Consider the following 19748-nt stretch of genomic DNA (forward strand, 5'->3'; position numbering starts at 1 on the left):
ATATTTAAATGCCGACAACAAAAAATACTTATCTGAAAATATTGTTTTCGATTCTTTTGCTGTCGGCATTTTTTTCTTGTGATCAGCCCAAGCCTCAAAAAGCGGTCAGTAAAAATCCAAACGAGATCAACTTTATCAGTTTATCCAATGTAGGAGGGCAACTTGGCAATTACAGGATTATAAAAGTCACCAAAGACTCCATCAGTGTGGAAAAGGGATTAACGGCAAATCAGACCCATAAAAAATGGAGATCCGCAATAAGCCCTGCAACATGGAAAAAACTGACCTCATCCGTCACTATCAAAGATCTGGATTATATCAAAAGTTCTCCAAGCTTACAGCCTGTAGACGGAATTGATGAAACCTTTCAGATTCGTACTCCAAAAAAATCGCACCTGTACGTAAATTCCTATGTGGATACGGTACGTTACAAGCAACTTCAGCAGATTAAAGAGCAATTAGACCAAATTCTTCCAAAAGAATACAAATAAAAACATGCAAGAAAATTTTTCCTTAAAACCTTACAATACATTCGGCGTAGATGCCAAAGCAAAATACTTCATTGAAATCCATAACATTGAAGAATTAAAAGACGCTCTCAACTTTTCAAAAGAGAAATCTCTGTCACTTTTATTTTTAGGAGGCGGAAGTAATATTCTTCTGACAAAGGATTTTGATGGTCTTGCTATTAAGCTTAATTTAAAAGGTATTTCCGAGGAAAATCTTAACAACAATGAAGTTCTGGTTACTGCAAAAGCAGGAGAAAACTGGCATGAATTCGTAATGTTTTGCCTGAGTAAAAACTATGGCGGACTGGAAAATCTTTCTTTAATTCCAGGGAATGTAGGAACTTCTCCAATGCAGAATATCGGAGCTTACGGAACTGAAATTAAAGATGTATTTGTAAACTGTCAGGTATTAAATTTAGAAAATCAGACTGTAGAAACTTTTGATCTTGAAAAGTGCAGATTCGGATACAGAGATTCTATTTTTAAGCAGGAAGGAAAAGGAAAATACATCATCATGGAAGTTACCTTTAAGCTTACCAAAAAAAATCATCATATTAAAACTGAATATGGCGCTATTACTTCTGAACTACAGAATCTGGGCATTGAGAAACCTACGATTCAGGATGTATCCCAAGCGGTAATCAATATCCGACAAAGCAAATTACCTGATCCTAAGCAAATCGGAAATGCGGGAAGTTTCTTTAAAAATCCTACGATTCCTCTGGCGCAATTTGAAGCATTACAGCAAAAGTTTGAAAATATTCAAGGATATCCTAACGGAGCAATGGTAAAAGTTCCTGCCGGATGGCTGATTGAGCAATGCGGATGGAAAGGAAAACAAATAGGAAATGTAGCTTCACATAAACTTCAGTCCTTAGTAATCATTAATGCTACCGGTACCGCTACCGGAAAAGAAATTTTTGATTTTTCTACTGAAATCATCAATTCTGTAAAAGAAAAATTCGGGATAGAACTCGAAAGAGAAGTGAATATCATTTAGGCATATTGCCACCCTGAAGTGAAGACTTACTTTAAAGAGAAACAGTGCATTTAAAATTAATGCACTGTTTTTAGTATTTTCAATTTCAGAGTGTAAAAACTTCTTCTACGGGAGCTGCTGCTACAGCTCTTCCTGAATCACCATATGGATCCATATCCCATGCACATGCTTGTAAAAAATATGATGAATCTCCACCTCCACCATATTCATAACCGGTATAAGCATGCATTATGTTCAAATTAAATCCCATTTTGTAGTTTTGACAATTATCATTCACAATACCATGACTTGTATTGGCATATATTACTCCTGAGCAAACACTAATTTGACTGTCTCCATAATAACAATAGCCATCTAATTTGGAAACAATATTCTTATTTGACGTGTTTTCTTTTGGCAGAACAGTAAAAAATTCCTCAAAAAAATAGACATCTTTTCTTTCACTTTCCTTCATAAGTAGCCTTTCAAGAGATTTATTTTTTATATTATATTCTCTTATTTTACTACTTTCAAATTTTATCATTCCCATACCAATAGGATCTTTTAAACATTTCTTAAGAAATACAGCACGCTCTTTCCGTGAGCTCTTATTAAAATTAAAAGTTTTTACTGTAACCAAATCTTCAGTCTGATTTTTTACAGAGATTTCTATTTGATTTGATAATTGGTCTGAATCACTACATTCAACAAAAAATGCTAATGATAGACAAGCCAACAGGCGGATTGTTAATTTTTTCATACTATTATATTTTATCCCGCTAAATTAATTTAAAACAAATAAAAATAAATTACATACTTACCATTATACACGTCATTAACTACAGTAAATTATATAAATACCTACAAAATTACCTGTATGATAAAAATTCAATTCATTGCCCCTCAAAAACTAAAGTGAAAAATCAGTCTGCTTTTCCGACAGAACGAGATTAATTATTTATTTTAGCATAAAAATATCTTTTGAAACCAAATCAACACAGCATGACAATAGCTATTTTGGGAGCCGGAAATATGGGACTGTCCTTTTCAAAATCATTTTTGAAATACGAGCTCATCAAACCGGAAAATCTTCATCTTATTACCAGAAGCCAATCTAAGATCTCCAAAATAGCGGAAGAATTCCCCAAATCAAAAACATCCACTTTTGATGAGGTAACAGAATTAGATGCCGATTTAATCATCATTGCTGTAAAACCTCAGGATTTTCAAAATGTTGTTCAAAATATTCAATTTAGATTAAAGGAAAATCAGATGGTATTATCCATCATGGCTGGAATAAATATTGAAAAAATTCAAAAATCATTAAACCATCCTTTAGTCGTAAGAGCTATGCCTAACTCTCCTACTCTTTTAGGAATGGGAATCACGGGTTATACAGCAGCAGAAGGAATTTCTTTCAGCCAGCTTATTAATATTGAACGGTTACTGAACAGTACCGGAAGATCAGTGTATCTGGAGGACGAAAATTTATTGGATGGTGTTACCGCTCTTTCAGGAAGTGGTCCTGCCTATTTCTACTACATCATTGATGCAATGATCAAAGCAGGAATTGAGATGGGAATTGAAGAAAACCTTTCTAAACTTTTTGTAAAGCAGACGATGCTTGGCGCTTATCATCTGATCAATAATTCAGAGAAAAATCTTGAAGAGCTTATTAAAGATGTGGCATCCAAAGGCGGAACTACAGAAGCGGCATTAAAAACTTTCGAGGAAAATCATTTTAAAGAAATTTTAAAACAAGGAATTCTAAATGCTGAAAAGCGAGCTAAAGAACTAAATTCCTAAACTTTTTTTCAATAAATCTGCAAAGTAACCAACCTAAATACACCCCAAAAGTATTCAGGATGATATCGTCTATCTCAAATATTCCCATTCTTGTAAAATACTGAAGTGCTTCTACAATGGTAATGGCTGGGATAAAATTAAGAACAAGAGTCTTTAAATCTCTCAGTTTGGGAAAAATCCATCCAAGAAAACCAAAGGGAATAAACATCACTATATTTCCAAGAACAATCATTACAATCTCCTTCCAGTCTCTTACTCCCTGTATAAAATTGATGGTGGAAAATATAGGTTCTACCGTAATCAGGTTATCATCATACTGAAATCTGCCCATCCCGAGAAACATCAGGTACAGCAAAAACAACGTATAAGGAAGGATAACAGTTTTATATATTTTCTTTAACATCAGATGCTAATATATTCATTTCAAAAACATTAAATTTGTATGTTAAAATAATTTAATGAAATACGTTCTACTTACACTTATTTCAGCAATGCTGCTGTCGGTCTCTTGGCCTACTTATGGAGTTCCGTTTTTTATATTTTTCGCTCTTGTTCCTCTTCTGATGATGGAACATGGAATTTCAAAATTTTCAAGTTATAAAAGAAAAGGCTGGGTCGTTTTCGGACTCTCTTACCTTTGTTTTATCATCTGGAATATTGTCACTACCGGATGGCTGTACGGTTCCAAAAACCCGGATGGAAGCCATTCTATGATGGCAGTTGTCTTTCCGGTGCTTGTAAACTCCCTTTTGTACTCGTTGGTTTTCCAGTGTTATCATTGGTATAAAAATGCACAGGGAACCTATTGGGGACTTGGATTTTTTATAGCAATCTGGATGAGTTTTGAAAAATTCCATCTGAATTGGGAACTTACATGGCCATGGCTGAACTTAGGAAACGTATTTTCAGATTATCCTAAATTGATCCAATGGTATGATACTTTAGGAGCAACTGGTGGAAGCTTCTGGATTCTATTAATCAATGTTTTAATTTTCTACACCGTAAGAACATGGGAAGCCGGAAGGAAGAAAAAAGATCTGATCAAAAACTCTTCTATCATTGCTGCTTTAATTGCAATTCCGATGATCATTTCAGTGATTAAATACAATAGCTTTAATGACCAACCAATAGGACAGGTCAATATACTGATGCTACAGCCCGATCTCGATCCTTATGCTGAAAAGTATTCCAAAGATAGTTTAACGATTGAGCAGGATCTTCTTACCCTTGCAGGAAAGAACTCTACTACAAAGATTGATTATTATATCGCTCCTGAAACTGCACTTCCGGGCAGAGGTTCAATTTCTGAAACAGGCTTTGAAAAAAGTTTACTGATCAACAATGTAAAAGAATTTTTATCCCAACATCCGGGGTCCGTTTTCGCGACAGGAATATCTTCACACCGTTTGTATTTTAACCCTACAGCATTGCCTAAGGAAGCTTACCAGATCAATTCCGGCATGTGGGCAGAAAGTTATAATACAGCAATCCAAATTGCACCACAGCAAAAAGTTCAGGTATATCATAAAGGCAAACTGGTTCCGGGAGTTGAAATTTTCCCTTATATGAGCGTATTAAAACCTATTCTGGGAGATGCAATGCTTAATCTGGGAGGAACAGTAGCCTCTTTGGGAACTGACAAAGAAAGAGTGGCATTTTCAAACCCTTACAACAAAGGAAAAATAGCTCCTATTATCTGCTACGAAAGTATTTATGGAGAGTTTGTAACTGATTATGTAAAAAAAGGTGCCAATTTCCTTGGAATTATGACCAACGACTCATGGTGGGGCGTTACAGAAGGGCATAAACAGCTTTTATCCTATGCAAAATTAAGGGCTATTGAAACCAGAAGAGAAATTGCCCGTGCTGCAAACAGTGGTATTTCAGCACACATCAATGCAAAAGGTGAGGTAGTAGCTGATACTTTCTATGGTGATCAAACGGCATTATTTGCAAAAGTGAATCTCTATGAAAATTTGACGTTCTACTCAAGAGCCGGAGATCTTCTTTCTAGATTTTCAATGTTTGCTTTGGGGTTCTTATTGTTCTATTATCTGATTAAATGGTTTCAGGCAAAAACAAAGAAAGCTTAATCTTTAAGTAGATTATACTAATAAATATGTCTGCGTTATCTGCAAGATCTGAGAGCTATTAATTTCTCGCGGATTGAGCTGATAACGCAGATTTTTTCTTAAACACTAATTGCACAAACATCTGCATAATCTGTAAAATCTGCGAGAAAATATTTCATAATAATAATAATAATAATAATAATAATAATAACAGATTTTTAAAACAAAAAAAAAGAGAAGCCAGCTGGACGTCTGGCTTCTCTCAAGATAGAATAAATGATTCAGTTATTTAATAGTGAGTTTTTTGGTAATTATTTCATTTTTTATTTTCAGTTTTAATAGATATACTCCTTTTGGTAAATGAGAGACATTCATAGACTGATCTCCGTTTAATGTCACATTTAGTTTCCTTCCATCTATTGAATAAATTTCAGCCTCCGAAATTTTATCACCTTTGATGTAAACCTTATCAGAAGTTGGATTCGGATAGATAACAAGGTGCTGTTTTGCAAAATTTGCGGTAGATTCTTTTGTTGATAATGTACCTAATGTAGAAACATCAGAATATACTTTTGAGGCATCAATAGACCTTACGCTCCAATATACATTTTCAACTGACGGATCTAAATCCAGAAACCATGAAGGTGTTGTCACTACATACTTAGCAATATCCTGCGCCCCTTGCGTTGATCCTACTTTTATTTCATAGCGTAATGCATTTGTTGGAGTTTTATCATCCGTTGCGCCACTCCATGTAAAATTAAATCGGTTTCCGTTTTTAGACACATTAAGCAGCGTTGGAGCCGTTGGTTTTGCATTCGTAGTCTGAACATCATTTTTAAAAAGCTTAGTCAGGGAAGGCATATCCTGATGAGCCCAATCAAACCCTGACAGTAAGACATCCAGATGATGATCATTATTAAAATCAAATAGTTGTACCACTCCCGGACCTCCAAGGCTATGCAACCCTGATGTTGTTCCTTCAGTAAAAGTCTGGCTGGCAACATTATATAAGTAAGTTTTTACAACCGCATTAAAATTAACATCTCCTGAAATTATAAAATCATAATATCCATCATTGTTTAAATCACCTACGCTTACAGATGCTTCAGAAATATCAAATGAATTCATCTGCTGAGTAATCAGATTTCCAGTTCCATCATTCATTAAAACAGCCATATAAGGATCATCATTAGTGTCTTTTCCTACAACAACAAGATCCTGAAAACCATCCGCATTAAAATCTGCTACCTCCAGTTTACCGGAAATAAGAGAATCAAGACTCTGAGTATGAACCAATGTTCCGCCCTGGTTCATATATACTTTAGACACCGGATCTCCATTGATATCTGAACCTATCACAACAACATCCAGAAGCTGGTCATTATTAAGATCTACTACCTTAAAATTCCCATTCTGAGTACCATCTACCCAGTTTTCAGTCATATCAAACCCAAGTCCTGTATTTTTATAAAAATCGATGGTATTTCTAAATCCTCCTCCATGGGCAGACTGAGTTCCATTCAATGCATAATCAGATTTTCCATCATGATTAAAATCAAAAACCTCTATAGAACCATAAATTTTCCCGGGAAGTTCCGCTTCTTTGATAAAACCTACTCCCGTATTTTTAAATCGATACTGTTTATAATTCACGATATCCATATAACTCTGCCCTGCTGAAATAATATCCATCAATCCGTCATTATTATAATCGATGAATTTTACATCTCCCAAATGGGTCACATCCCCTCCAAAATCAGTATAAGGCAGTAAAGTTGTACCATTATTCTGATACACCTCATTATAGGTAGCATCCGGCTGTCCGTCTCCATCAGAATCTATGGCTCCATTGACTACAATATCCAGCGTACCGTTATTATCAACATCAGCAATATCAGCAGCAGAAAAATAAAAGTTATTCATTCCGGTTTGTACCTCAGTAAAACTCTGAGCACACAGACCAACTGGAAGCATAGACAATAGAATATAAATTCTCTTCATATTGTTTTTATTTAGATTAATTAAAAACAAAGATAGAATATTAAATTCTCTGCTTGAAAAAAAGCCTGCATGAAATATATCAGCACTGATTTTCTGCTATATCCCGGAAATTCGGGTATTTTAAAAAATCAATATTATTAATCAGCCACTTATTTACAAATATTTTCCAAAAGATTTGTCTATCTAAAAAATTCTTCGTTATTTTGCACTCTCAAATATTATACAAATAAGAACATCGAGATATGTCAAGAATTTGCCAAATAACAGGAAAGCGTGCAATGGTTGGTAACAACGTTTCTCACGCTAATAACAAAACGAAGCGTCGTTTTGAAATTAACTTATTAGAGAAGAAGTTTTACCTTCCGGAGCAAGATAAGCACGTTACACTGAAAGTATCAGCTCATGGATTGAGAGTGATTAACAAGATTGGAATCGAGGAAGCTATTGAAAGAGCTACTAGAAACGGATTGATTAAAAAGAATTAATAGATCATGGCAAAAAAAGGAAATAGAGTTCAAGTAATCCTTGAATGTACAGAGCACAAAGAAAGCGGTATGCCAGGAATGTCTAGATACATTTCTACGAAAAATAAGAAGAACACTACAGAGAGATTAGAGCTTAAAAAGTATAATCCAGTTCTTAAGAGATCTACCCTTCACAAAGAAATCAAGTAATTTATAAATATAATTTACAATGGCAAAGAAAGTAGTAGCAACCCTACAAACCGGGTCAAAAAAAATGACTAAAGTGGTGAAAATGGTGAAGTCTTCTAAATCAGGAGCTTACGTTTTCGAAGAAAAAGTAATGAATGCTGATGAAGTAGATGGTTTTTTGAAAAAATAATCAATACTTTATTTACAATATAAAAAACTACTCATATTTTGGGTAGTTTTTTTGTTATCTTTGTTCACCAGATTATTAATCAGTGAAATATGAAGAAGATTCTTGTTCTAATATGTACAGTTATTTTCCAATTTTCATTCAGTCAGAAAACAATGGATCCTATAGAATACAAAAATTCACCAAACGTTTTCAACATTCCCGGATTATCACAATCAGTAAGCATTGATTGCGGTACTTCCAGAATGATTTTATTATCTGGTCAGGTTCCCTTAGATTCAAAAGGAAATCTGGTGGGAAACAATGTAGAGGAACAAACACATCAGATTTTCAAAAACATTGAAAATATTCTGAAGGAGTATGGAGGGACAGGCAAAGACATCGTCAAGCTCGGAATCTTCATCACAGACATATCAAAAACCTCGGATTTCAGAAAAATGAGGGATATGTATGTCAACCTTCAAAATCCACCTGTAAGCAGCCTTGTAGAAGTAAGCAGGCTTTTCAGAGATGATGTATTGATAGAAGTAGAAGCCACAGCAGTGATTAAAAATAAAAGATAAGAATAAACTAAAACTATGAGTTGGTTTAAAAATATTTTCAAAAAAGAAGAAAAAGAAACCCTAGATAAAGGATTGGAAAAATCCAGCCAGGGATTCTTTGAAAAAATGACGAAGGCCGTAGTCGGTAAAAGCAAAGTAGATGATGAAGTTCTGGATGATCTGGAAGAAGTACTTATAGCATCTGACGTAGGGGCCTCTACTACTATCAAAATCATAGAAAGAATTGAAGAGCGTGTTGCCCGCGACAAATATGTTGGCGTAGGGGAATTGGATAAAATTCTTCGTGAGGAAATTTCAGGATTATTACTGGAAAACCCTCATGCCGGAACAGGAAATATTGATACGACAAAAAAACCATATGTAATTATGGTAGTAGGTGTAAATGGAGTTGGAAAAACTACAACAATCGGAAAACTTGCTCACCAGTTCAAATCTGAAGATAAAAAAGTAGTATTAGGAGCAGCTGATACCTTTAGAGCAGCAGCTGTTGATCAGCTTACCATATGGAGTGAAAGAGTGGATGTTCCTATCGTAAAACAAGGAATGGGCTCTGATCCTGCTTCTGTAGCTTTTGATACCGTACAAAGTGCCGTAGCTCAAAATGCAGACGTAGTTATCATTGATACTGCAGGAAGACTTCATAATAAGATTAACCTGATGAATGAGCTTTCAAAAATCAAAAGAGTAATGCAAAAGGTAATTCCTGATGCACCTCATGAAATTTTATTGGTTCTTGACGGTTCTACAGGGCAGAACGCATTTGAGCAGGCAAAACAATTTACAGCAGCTACTGAAGTAAATGCTTTAGCAGTAACAAAACTTGACGGAACAGCAAAAGGAGGTGTTGTAATTGGCATCTCAGATCAGTTCCAGATTCCGGTGAAATATATAGGCGTAGGTGAAAAAATGCAGGATCTACAGCTTTTTAATGGTACGGAATTTGTAGACTCATTCTTCAAGAAAAGATGATTTATATCATGTTTTCCCTTATCTTAGTATAACAAATCAATTTTAAATATTAACAGTTAAAAAAATTTGCAACTATGGGAATTATAACATGGATTTTATTCGGTCTTATTGCAGGTGCAATCGCTAAATTGATCATGCCTGGAACTCAGGGAGGAGGTTGGCTAATCACCATTATCCTTGGGATTGTAGGAGCATTTGTAGGAGGAGCTATAGGAGTTTACATTTTACATTGGGGAGACGTCACATCATTCTGGAATCCGAGAAGTTGGATTCTCGCTATCGGAGGAGCTTTAATTGTTCTCTGGATTTACGGAATGGCAACAAAGAAAAGTTGATGTAACATTCATAAAAAATAAAATCCCGGATCTGAAATTCAGATCCGGGATTTTTGTACAATATAATTTAGTTAGTTGTTGATTCTAATCTGGTAAGGCATTTCCATTTTTACCTCAGACTGTAATTTCTTATCTGTAATCTGTTGTAAGATTTCATAGTTTGATTTACCAATCTTATTTTTGATAACTCTTGCTGAAATATCCTCTTCGTTCAGGTCTTTAAATAACTGCTCAAAAGGTGACATTTTCTTAGGGAAAGATTCTACGTGGTAAGATTTCACTCCCGCTTTCTGTGCAGCGAATTTCACAGCATCATTTAATGTTCCAAGCTCGTCTACAAGACCTATTTGCTTAGCACGAGCTCCACTCCATACTCTACCTCCGCCTACATTATCAATCTGTTCAAATGTTTTCTTTCTGTTTTGCGTAACAAAGTGTACAAATCTTTTATAGGTACCTTCCACACTTTTCGTCATCATATTTACTCCGTAAGGTGTCACACCATTTAATCCTGAGTAGTACATTGAATTTGCATTGGTAGCCACAACATCTGCACGGATTCCGTTTTTGTTCGCGATATCTTTATAATAAGGCATTACACCAAATACCCCGATAGAACCAGTAAGTGTATTCGGTTCAGAATAAATTTTATCCGCTGCCATAGCTACATAATATCCTCCTGATGCAGCATAGTCACCAAAAGATACTACCAAAGGTTTTTTCTTTTTCAATTGTTGAAGTTCAAATAAAATCTCATCTGAAGCATTGGCACTTCCTCCAGGGGAATTAATTCTCAAAACAACCGCTTTTACTTTATCATCTTCCTGAAGTTTTTTAATGTACTTCACATATTTTTCAGAATGAATATCATTATACTGATCCCCATTATTGATAGATCCAGACGCATATAAAACAGCCACTTTTTCTCCTGTTGTATCTTCTTCAGCATAAGAACTGATGTAATTAGCCAAAGAAATTTTATTCAGCTTTTCTTTATTATCTTTTATGCTCAGCTTTGTTTTAAGCATATCTTCATACTCTGATTTCTGAATCAGTTTATCTGCCAGTTTATATTTTAGCCCTTGTTCAGGAATCATTCCGTATAAACTATCTACAATTGTTTTGAATTGAACAGTATCAATCTTTCTTGATGCAGCCATTTTATTAGACGTATTTTTCCAAAGGTCATTCAGAAGAGTACTTAACTGCTCTTTATTTTCCGGAGAAATATCGTTTCTTAAAAAAGGTTCTACTGCAGATTTGAATTTACCATGACGAATCACTTCAATACCGATACCATATTTATCTGCAAAATCTTTGAAGAAAGTCACCTCAGTAGCAAGTCCTTTTAGCTCTATCCCACCCGCCGGGTGAAGATAATACTGATCAGCAACAGATCCTAAATAATAAGCAGATTGTGAAACTGCATTTCCGTAAGCGTACACAAACTTTCCGCTTTTCTTGAAATCTTCAATAGCATTCCTAAGATCATCAATCTGAGTAAGACCCGCATTAAGCTCATCTGCCTCAATACTGATTCCTTTAATATTATCATCAGTCTTAGCTTTATTGATCGCCTCCAATGCATCATATAAAAGAATATTTTTATTCTGTTGTCCGCTTATTCCAAATAATCCCATCTCCTCTTCTGTAGGACTATCAATTATGCTGGTCTTTAAATTAATGGTTAGAATCGAATTCTTTTTCACCGTAGCAGACTTATCACTTCCCATAGAACTGAACACAAGCATCATAATGAAAAAGACGAAAAAGACGGCAAAAAGTATAATTATTGCCACTATATTTGCCAAAACATTTTTAAAGAAACTTCTCATAAATCAATCAATTTTCTAATATGTCGCAGCATAAGGTAGTTTTGTTACTAGGAAGTAACCTTGGAGAGCAAAAAAAAAATATTGAGCTTGCTTTACAGAAATTAAGTGATACCGGAAACGAAATTTCACAGATCAGCGAATTTTTAATGTCCGATCCTGTAGAGTTTGCCAGTTCTAATATTTTTTGTAATATTGCAGTAATAATATTAACGCATCTTTCACCAATTCAACTGCTTGATTGCATTAAAGATATTGAAGTTGAAATGGGAAGAATTAATGATTCAAAAGTAACAGGTGGCTATACAGACAGAGTTATAGATATTGATATCATTAAGTACAATGAATTAATTTTTAAATCAGAAAGATTAGAAATCCCTCATAAAAAACATCTTTTTGAAAGGGATTTTTCGAGAATATTATTAAAGGATTTTATTTAAAACATAAAACATATGAAATTAGGTTTATTATTATTGGCTACAACTTTGCCAATTGCAGCTTTCGCTCAGAACAGCAGTACTACAGTAAACTCTTCTACTGAGTATCCTAATACATTCTCTTCAGGTTCCGCAAATGTACAGCCTTTCGACAATAAAGCCAGACGTTTCAGAGACTGGTCTATTTCAGTTGGAGGAGGTCCTGCATTTATGGTTCACTCGGATCTTAAATCTCTTCGCGGTGATAAGGCTAACTGGGGATACAATGCCTACGTAAGTGTGGATAAGCAAATTTCTCACGCTTTCGGTGTAAGCTTAATGTATACAAGAGGAGAAACTAAACAAACAGGTCAACTGCCTGGTGCTGCTGGTGTAAAAGCCGGAGTAGCTACCGCAACAACTCAGTTTGACCAATTTGCTTTGTTAGGAGATATTAATTTCTCTAACCTATTCAGAAGAACAGACAATCATTCCCCTTACAGATGGGCTTTCCATGGATATATGGGAATTGGAGTTCAAGGTTACAGAACATCATTACATGACAATGATGAAAACAGATGGAGTAATAATCCAAAAAGAGTTCCTTTATTCATTAAGCAAGACATTGACATTAACTCGATTTTCTATCAGGGAGGTATCGGTTTGAAATATAACGTTTCAAAACTTATTGATGTTGAAGCCAGAACAATGTACATCATCAGTGGTGATGATGAATTCGATGGCGGTGGATGGGCTGATCCTAATGATTATGAACCTTCTACACCAGGATCAAAATACAATATGCTGAACGCTAGAAGATCTGATAATGCATGGACAGTAAGTTTAGGGGTTTCTTTCAAATTAGGTAAACAACTTTCTCACCTTGCTTGGCATGATCCGCTTCAGGAAGCATACTACAGAACAAATGTTTTAGAAAATGCTACGACTGACCTTGTTGTTTGCGAAAAAGGAGATGCTGATAATGACGGAGTATGTGATGATTGGGACAGACAGCTTGACACTCCTGCAGGGGCAAGAGTAGACGGAGCTGGTGTTGCTTTAGATATGGACCTTGACGGAGTTATTGACCTTTATGATAAGTGCGTAACCGTTCCTGGACCTGTAGAAAACAACGGATGTCCTGTGAAATAATCAAAATTTGAAAACTGTTTTCAAAAACAAAATCAAAATAAATAATACACGATGAAATTAAGTTTAGCAATTGTTGCATTTGCTCTAGCAATCCCTGCTGCCAGCTATGCACAAGACTCAACTGCAGCTACCAATGGAGAATACCCTAACACATTTTCTTCAGGTTCTGCCAATGTTTCCCCATTTACCAACCAGTCTAAAAGATTTAATGATTGGTCTATTTCCGTAGGTGCCGGTGTTCCGCTAATGCAGTCATCTGATTTAACATCTATAAAGAATGGTAATGGTAAAAACCTTTTTGGATATTCAGCATATGTAAGTATTGATAAAGCGATCACTCATGCATTTGGGATCAATTTACAATATGACAGAGGTGAAACCAGACAAGGATGGTTCAATACTAAAGATGCTGCACCTGATGCTACTGCTGTAGGAGCAAGAACTCAGTATGATGCAATCTCACTTTTGGGAGATGTTAACTTCTCTAACCTTTTAAGAAGAGTTGACAACCACTCTACTTACAGATGGGCTATTCACGGATATGCAGGTGTTGGTACTATCGCTTACAGAGCATACCAGAAAGATATCAAAGGACAAAGATTAATGACTGAAATTAAACCTTTCCAGTTAGGATCTATGTTTATGCAGGCTGGTGCCGGTTTGAAATTTAAAGTAAACAAAAGAATTGATCTTGAAGGTAGATTAATGTATGTGGTAACCGGTGATGATGAATTTGATGGTGGCGGTGATGCAAACAGTGCTATCAACAAACGTTCTGAACAGAATTCTGACAACTTCTTCAATGCAACTTTAGGTTTGTCTTTCAAATTAGGAAAACATGACTCTCACGTAATGTGGCATGATCCACTTCAGGAAATCTATTACAAACTTGATGTTCTGGCTAACAAAAACCAGGATATCGAGGTATGTAAGAAAGGAGATGCTGATAATGACGGGGTATGTGACGATTGGGACAGACAGCTTGATACTCCTGCAGGGGCAAGAGTGGATGGTGCCGGAGTTGCTCTTGATACAGACTTAGATGGTGTAATTGATCTTTACGACAAATGTGTAACTGTTCCGGGACCTGTTGAAAACAACGGATGTCCTGTGAAAAAAGACAATAATCAAACTGCAGTAGAAGTAGAAAAAACTCTTAAAGATATTTACTTCAACTTCAATAAAGCTACAATCAGACCTGAGTCTAATAGCAAACTTGATCTTGCAGCTTCAATTATTAAAGAAAACGGAGGTAATTATTTACTGACAGGGCATACTGACATCAAAGGAAATGCAGCATATAATCTTAAATTATCAAAAGAAAGAGCAGCTGCCGTAGTAGGAGCATTAGAAACCAGAGGTATCAGTGAAAATGTACTGAAATCAAGAGGGGTAGGTTCTGCAGAAGCTACAATTCCTGCTTCAGCTTCAGATGCTGAGAGATTAGCAGACAGAAAAGTAACGGTAAGATTTATAGAAAGTTCAGAATGGGATTCTATTAAAAAGAAAGACTATGAGGATGCTCCTGTAAAAAAGCCCGTAAAAAAAGCTCCAGCTAAGAAAAAGAAAAAGTAATTTCTTATTATAACAGATCTAAACCGAAAAGATTTCTTCTTTTCGGTTTATTTTTTTTCTACTACAATATTTTTTACCTACCTTTATATCATTTTCGGGACAATATGTACTGAATGAGCAACATACAGACACTATTTTTCAGAAAAAAATTAATACAAAATCACTTTTTAACGTAAAAAATCATTTAAAATAACTTAACTAAAAAAAATAACACTATGAAATTAAGTTTAGCAATTGTTGCATTCGCTCTGGCTATCCCTACTGCCAGCTTTGCACAAGACTCAACGGCAGTTTCAAATGGAACTTATCCTAATACGTTCTCGTCCGGGTCTGCCAATGTATCCCCGTTTACCAATCAGTCTAAAAGATTTAATGACTGGTCGATTTCTGCTGGGGTTGGTGTTCCACTGTTACAATCATCAGATTTAACCTCGATCAAGAATGGTAACGGTAAAAACCTTTTTGGATATTCAGCGTATGTAAGTATTGATAAAGCGATCACTCATGCATTTGGGATCAATTTACAATATGACAGAGGTGAAACCAGACAAGGATGGTTCAATACTAAAGATGCTGCACCTGATGCTACCGCTGTAGGAGCAAGAACTCAGTATGATGCAATCTCACTTTTGGGAGATGTTAACTTCTCTAACCTTTTAAGAAGAGTGGATAACCATTCTACTTACAGATGGGCTCTTCACGGTTATGCAGGTGTTGGTACAATTGCATACAGAGCATACCAGAAAGATATCAAAGGACAGAGGCTAATGACTGAAATTAAGCCTTTCCAATTAGGATCTATGTTTATGCAGGCTGGTGCCGGTTTGAAATTTAAAGTAAACAGAAGAATCGATATTGAAGGTAGATTAATGTATGTGGTAACAGGTGATGATGAATTCGATGGTGGTGGTGATGCATACAGCGCTATCAACAAACGTTCTGAGCAGGTTTCTGACAACTTCTTCAACGCAACTTTAGGTCTTTCCTTAAAACTAGGAAAACATGAGTCTCATGTAATGTGGCATGATCCACTTCAGGAGATCTATTACAAACTTGATGTTCTGGCTAACAAAAATCAGGATATTGAAGTATGTAAGAAAGGTGATGCTGATAATGACGGGGTATGTGACGATTGGGACAGACAGCTTGATACTCCTGCAGGGGCACGAGTGGATGGTGCCGGAGTTGCTCTTGATACAGACTTAGATGGTGTAATTGATCTTTACGACAAATGTGTAACTGTTCCGGGACCTGTTGAAAACAACGGATGCCCTACTACAACTACAGGACCAGTAGTGGAAACAGAAACTAAATTAGAAGGAATTGAATTTGATCTTAATTCAGACAGAATTTTACCATCAAACACTCCAATCCTAAACAATGCTGTAAATTATATCAACTCTTCAAACGGAGCTTATAACGTAATTGGTGCTACTGATACAAGAGGTACTGATGCTTATAACCAAAAGCTATCTCAAAGAAGAGCGAACAACGTTAAAAATTATCTGATTAAAAACGGTGTTCAATCTGGTAAATTAAATGCAGTAGGTAAAGGTGAAAAAGACCTTAAATACCCAGAATGTGAACCAGCAACTAAATGCCCTGAATGGAAAAACAGAGCAAACAGAAGAGTTTACTTCGAAGCTAAATAATAAGCAAATTTATTTATTATATAAAAGTCACGCATTGCGTGGCTTTTTTTGTCATAATACTTTCTTATTTTTACAGCATGATTTCTCCACAGGATTTTCAAAAGCTAAAATATGATACTCTTAAGTATTTCTGGGGTTATACCGACTTCAGGGATTCTCAGGAAGAAATTATCAATGCAGTAGTCAATGAAAAAGATACATTGGTACTCTTACCTACGGGTGCCGGAAAATCACTGTGTTATCAGCTTCCTGCTTTATTGAAAGAAGGAACTTGCCTTGTCATCTCTCCTCTTCTTGCATTAATGAAAGATCAGGTGAATCAGCTTAAATTCCGTGGAATAGAAGCAGAATATTTATCTTCCGAATTAGACGAATATGATGCTGAAGCTATTTATAACCGTTGTAAGGAAGGATTGACAAAATTACTTTATGTGTCTCCCGAGAGGTTAACAAATACACAGTTTCTTCAGAATATTGAGGAAATTGAATTATCATTCATCGCTGTAGATGAAGCACACTGTATTTCTGAATGGGGACAGGACTTCCGTCCCAGCTATCAGAATATTAAAAGCTTCAGAAGCAACAATCCTGAAATCCCCTGTCTTGCCTTAACTGCTACGGCAACTCCAAAAGTTCTTGATGAAATCAAAAATAAACTTGAACTTAAAAAACCATCTGTTTTTCAGAAAAGTTTCAAAAGAGATAATATTAAAATCTTTACGGAAGAAGTTTCAGATAAATTTCAACGTGTTCTTGATATTCTAAGATACAATACAGATTCTGGAATTGTATATGTCAGAACCCGAAAGGAAGCTGAATTACTTGCTGAATTTCTGAAGAAAAACCAGCTGAAAAACGTAGATTACTTTCATGCAGGATTAACTACAAAGGAAAAAAATACCCGACAAAATACATGGAATACAAGTGACAATCATGTCCTAATATCAACCAATGCTTTTGGAATGGGAATCGACAAAGATAATGTACGATTTGTCCTTCACTACTCTCCCGCAGCTTCTCTTGAAAACTATTATCAGGAAATCGGTAGAGCAGGAAGAGATGGAAAAGACAGTTTTGCCTTCATGCTTTGGAATAAACAGGAGTTATTAAATTTTGATCAGGTTTTAAAAAATCAGACTCCAAATAAAGCTGAATTTTTAAAGATTATCAGCTACCTCTACTCTATTTTTCAGGTTGCAGAATTTGAATTACCCGAAAGAGTCTTTCAATTGAATTCTGTTGGAATACAAAACTTTACAAGACTATCAAAAGCAAAAATCAATAATGTTCTTAATTTTCTACACAATCAGGAAATTATTTACTACAATGATAATAAAAGCCTTTCTTCTCTTGAGTTATTTATCAAAGCTGATGAAATAGAGCAGCTACCACAGAAAGACGCTTATTTTATAGAACTCCTGCTTCGTACAATGTCAGGAATTACGACTCATAAAGTAATGTTCAGCGAGCAGCAGGTAAGTAATAAAATTGGAGTAAGTATTCCTCTGATCAAAGAACGCTTAAAAGAACTACAGCAAAAAAATTATCTTGAATATATTGATGGAGCTTTATCCAGTATAAAGTTTCTGAAACCTCGCGATGAAAGAGCAATAAATAATGCTTACTGGAAACTCTTTGAGCATATTCAGCGAAATAAGATTCAGAAATGGGAAGAAATGAAATTTTACACAGAAGACAAAGACTATTGTAAAATGAAACTTATTCTTGCTTATTTTGGTGAAAAAAATTCTAAAAACTGTGGACAATGCTCTGTTTGTGAAAAAAATAAACAGTCCATTTTCGGGAAGAATATTTCTCAGCAGATCATCAATCTGCTGGCTAAAAAATCATCAACTATCGAAGAACTTTCAGTACAATTAAGTTACCATTCAAAAGAAAGTATTCTGGAAAATCTTATTTTCCTTTTAGATTCCGGGAAAGTAAGAATGCTGAATTTCAGAACTTATGCGTTGAACAATGGGTAATAAACTTTACATCTATCCCTTTGAATCACAAATCTCAAACCTCGCATATCAACTACAAAACCTTATCTTTGCAGTATGAAATCATTGAAAGTCGTTTTTTTAGGTACTCCTGAGTTTGCAAAAACTTCTTTGGAGGCTATTCATCAATCTCATCACCAGGTAGTAGGTGTAGTAACTGTTGCTGATAAAGCAAGTGGACGTGGACAAAAAATCAATCAGTCTCCGGTAAAAATATATGCTTCGGAAAATAATCTTCCGGTTTTCCAACCAGAAAAGCTTAGAAATCCTGAATTTTTAGAAGAACTTAGAAAATTAGATGCTGATGTCTTTGTTGTAGTTGCTTTCAGAATGATGCCTAGAGTTCTTTTTGAAATGCCAAAAATGGGAACATTCAATCTTCATGCTTCTCTACTTCCGGATTATCGAGGAGCTGCTCCTATTAACTACGCTGTAATCAATGGAGAGGAAATAACTGGAGCTACAACATTCTTTATTAATGAAAAAATAGATGAAGGAAATATTCTTCTTCAGGAAGAACTGCCAATCTTACAGGATGAAAATGCTGGAAGCCTTCACGACAGATTGATGGAAATGGGCTCAAAATTAGTTGTAAAAACATTAAATGGTTTAGCTGAAAATACGATTGAAGAAAAACCTCAGCCACAGGTTGAACATCCTAAAAATGCTTATAAAATCTTTAAAGAAGATACCAAAATCAATTGGGATGCCCCTTCAAAAACAGTTCATCAGTTTATTTTGGGAATGTCACCTTATCCGGCTGCTTTCACAACTTTAAAGATCGAGGATGAAGAAAAAGGATTAAAAATATTCAATGGTAGATTTGAACTTGTGGATCACGGACAATATTCATCAACGCTTGAAATTTCAAAACATGAATTCAAAATTTATACAGAAGACGGAATTTATTATCCTCTGGAACTTCAATTAGAAGGTAAAAAAAGAATGATGATCAAAGATTTCCTAAATGGTTTTCGCAACTTCGAGGATATTTCATTAAAAGACGATTAATATCTCAACATATTTTAATCCCAAAAGCTT

General features: G+C 35.2%; 20 protein-coding genes. 16 read left to right on the forward strand and 4 right to left on the reverse strand.

Annotation, left to right across the window (positions count from 1 at the left end; all coding sequences use genetic code 11):
* Positions 1 to 8: 8 nt before the first annotated feature.
* Together BBI01_RS12670 and murB are read left to right on the forward strand one after the other, a co-directional pair.
* The gene (locus BBI01_RS12670; protein WP_065395038.1) at positions 9 to 491 is read left to right on the forward strand and encodes a hypothetical protein; all 483 of its coding nucleotides are present in this window, start codon (positions 9 to 11) and stop codon (positions 489 to 491) included.
* A gap of 4 nt (positions 492 to 495) precedes the next feature.
* Positions 496 to 1509, forward strand: a complete 1014-nt coding sequence (gene murB / locus BBI01_RS12675) for a UDP-N-acetylmuramate dehydrogenase (protein WP_065395039.1) — start codon at positions 496 to 498, stop codon at positions 1507 to 1509.
* An 85-nt stretch (positions 1510 to 1594) separates the two neighbouring features.
* Here the strand turns inward: murB and BBI01_RS12680 are convergent, their stop codons facing one another.
* Positions 1595 to 2248, reverse strand: coding sequence for a hypothetical protein (locus tag BBI01_RS12680; RefSeq protein WP_065395040.1), 654 nt, complete (start codon positions 2246 to 2248; stop codon positions 1595 to 1597).
* Positions 2249 to 2490: 242 nt separating this feature from the next.
* Between BBI01_RS12680 and proC the strand changes: the two genes are divergently transcribed.
* Positions 2491 to 3294 (forward strand): pyrroline-5-carboxylate reductase, encoded by an 804-nt coding sequence (proC, locus tag BBI01_RS12685; protein ID WP_065395041.1) that lies wholly within the window; start codon positions 2491 to 2493, stop codon positions 3292 to 3294.
* On the opposite strand, the gene BBI01_RS12690 is transcribed toward proC, so the two are convergent.
* Positions 3275 to 3697, reverse strand: a complete 423-nt coding sequence (locus BBI01_RS12690) for a VanZ family protein (RefSeq protein WP_065395042.1) — start codon at positions 3695 to 3697, stop codon at positions 3275 to 3277. The two genes, proC and BBI01_RS12690, sit on opposite strands and share 20 nt — an antisense overlap.
* Before the next feature lie 55 nt (positions 3698 to 3752).
* Between BBI01_RS12690 and lnt the strand changes: the two genes are divergently transcribed.
* Positions 3753 to 5387 carry an apolipoprotein N-acyltransferase gene (lnt, locus tag BBI01_RS12695; RefSeq protein WP_065395043.1) on the forward strand — a complete coding sequence of 545 codons (1635 nt, stop codon included), beginning with the start codon at positions 3753 to 3755 and terminating at the stop codon, positions 5385 to 5387.
* A gap of 264 nt (positions 5388 to 5651) precedes the next feature.
* On the opposite strand, the gene BBI01_RS12700 is transcribed toward lnt, so the two are convergent.
* Positions 5652 to 7370, reverse strand: a complete 1719-nt coding sequence (locus BBI01_RS12700; RefSeq protein ID WP_065395044.1) for a T9SS type A sorting domain-containing protein — start codon at positions 7368 to 7370, stop codon at positions 5652 to 5654.
* A 242-nt stretch (positions 7371 to 7612) separates the two neighbouring features.
* On the opposite strand from BBI01_RS12700, the gene rpmB reads away from it, so the two are divergent.
* The 6 genes from rpmB to BBI01_RS12730 all read left to right on the forward strand — a co-directional run bounded on the left by rpmB (position 7613) and on the right by BBI01_RS12730 (position 10077).
* Positions 7613 to 7855: a 50S ribosomal protein L28 gene (rpmB, locus tag BBI01_RS12705; protein WP_002976757.1), complete on the forward strand. Its 243-nt coding sequence runs from the start codon at positions 7613 to 7615 to the stop codon at positions 7853 to 7855.
* A 6-nt stretch (positions 7856 to 7861) separates the two neighbouring features.
* Positions 7862 to 8044 (forward strand): 50S ribosomal protein L33, encoded by a 183-nt coding sequence (rpmG, locus tag BBI01_RS12710; protein WP_027373683.1) that lies wholly within the window; start codon positions 7862 to 7864, stop codon positions 8042 to 8044.
* 19 nt (positions 8045 to 8063) lie between these two features.
* The gene (locus BBI01_RS12715; RefSeq protein ID WP_065395045.1) at positions 8064 to 8213 is read left to right on the forward strand and encodes a DUF4295 family protein; all 150 of its coding nucleotides are present in this window, start codon (positions 8064 to 8066) and stop codon (positions 8211 to 8213) included.
* A gap of 89 nt (positions 8214 to 8302) precedes the next feature.
* Positions 8303 to 8773, forward strand: a complete 471-nt coding sequence (locus tag BBI01_RS12720; protein ID WP_065395046.1) for a RidA family protein — start codon at positions 8303 to 8305, stop codon at positions 8771 to 8773.
* 15 nt (positions 8774 to 8788) lie between these two features.
* Positions 8789 to 9742, forward strand: coding sequence for a signal recognition particle-docking protein FtsY (gene ftsY, locus BBI01_RS12725; RefSeq protein WP_065395047.1), 954 nt, complete (start codon positions 8789 to 8791; stop codon positions 9740 to 9742).
* 74 nt (positions 9743 to 9816) lie between these two features.
* Positions 9817 to 10077: a GlsB/YeaQ/YmgE family stress response membrane protein gene (locus BBI01_RS12730; RefSeq protein WP_065395048.1), complete on the forward strand. Its 261-nt coding sequence runs from the start codon at positions 9817 to 9819 to the stop codon at positions 10075 to 10077.
* Between the two features lie 71 nt (positions 10078 to 10148).
* On the opposite strand, the gene sppA is transcribed toward BBI01_RS12730, so the two are convergent.
* Positions 10149 to 11912 (reverse strand): signal peptide peptidase SppA, encoded by a 1764-nt coding sequence (sppA, locus tag BBI01_RS12735; protein WP_065395049.1) that lies wholly within the window; start codon positions 11910 to 11912, stop codon positions 10149 to 10151.
* Positions 11913 to 11932: 20 nt separating this feature from the next.
* Between sppA and folK the strand changes: the two genes are divergently transcribed.
* The 6 genes from folK (at position 11933) to fmt (ending at position 19718) form a co-directional block, all read left to right on the forward strand.
* The gene (gene folK, locus BBI01_RS12740) at positions 11933 to 12349 is read left to right on the forward strand and encodes a 2-amino-4-hydroxy-6-hydroxymethyldihydropteridine diphosphokinase (protein ID WP_065395050.1); all 417 of its coding nucleotides are present in this window, start codon (positions 11933 to 11935) and stop codon (positions 12347 to 12349) included.
* Between the two features lie 12 nt (positions 12350 to 12361).
* Positions 12362 to 13477, forward strand: a complete 1116-nt coding sequence (locus BBI01_RS12745; RefSeq protein ID WP_065395051.1) for a flagellar motor protein MotB — start codon at positions 12362 to 12364, stop codon at positions 13475 to 13477.
* A gap of 51 nt (positions 13478 to 13528) precedes the next feature.
* Entirely contained in the window at positions 13529 to 15052 is a 1524-nt protein-coding gene (locus tag BBI01_RS12750; RefSeq protein WP_065395052.1) for an OmpA family protein, read from the forward strand.
* Between the two features lie 215 nt (positions 15053 to 15267).
* On the forward strand, positions 15268 to 16704 hold the full coding sequence (locus tag BBI01_RS12755; RefSeq protein WP_065395053.1) for an OmpA family protein: 1437 nt from the start codon (positions 15268 to 15270) through the stop codon (positions 16702 to 16704).
* Positions 16705 to 16781: 77 nt separating this feature from the next.
* Positions 16782 to 18689, forward strand: a complete 1908-nt coding sequence (locus BBI01_RS12760; protein ID WP_065395054.1) for a RecQ family ATP-dependent DNA helicase — start codon at positions 16782 to 16784, stop codon at positions 18687 to 18689.
* A 75-nt stretch (positions 18690 to 18764) separates the two neighbouring features.
* The gene (gene fmt, locus BBI01_RS12765; RefSeq protein ID WP_065395055.1) at positions 18765 to 19718 is read left to right on the forward strand and encodes a methionyl-tRNA formyltransferase; all 954 of its coding nucleotides are present in this window, start codon (positions 18765 to 18767) and stop codon (positions 19716 to 19718) included.
* The last annotated feature ends 30 nt before the right edge of the window (positions 19719 to 19748 follow it).

The sequence above is a fragment of the Chryseobacterium artocarpi genome (genome assembly GCF_001684975.1).
In the GTDB taxonomy this organism is placed as follows: domain Bacteria; phylum Bacteroidota; class Bacteroidia; order Flavobacteriales; family Weeksellaceae; genus Chryseobacterium; species Chryseobacterium artocarpi.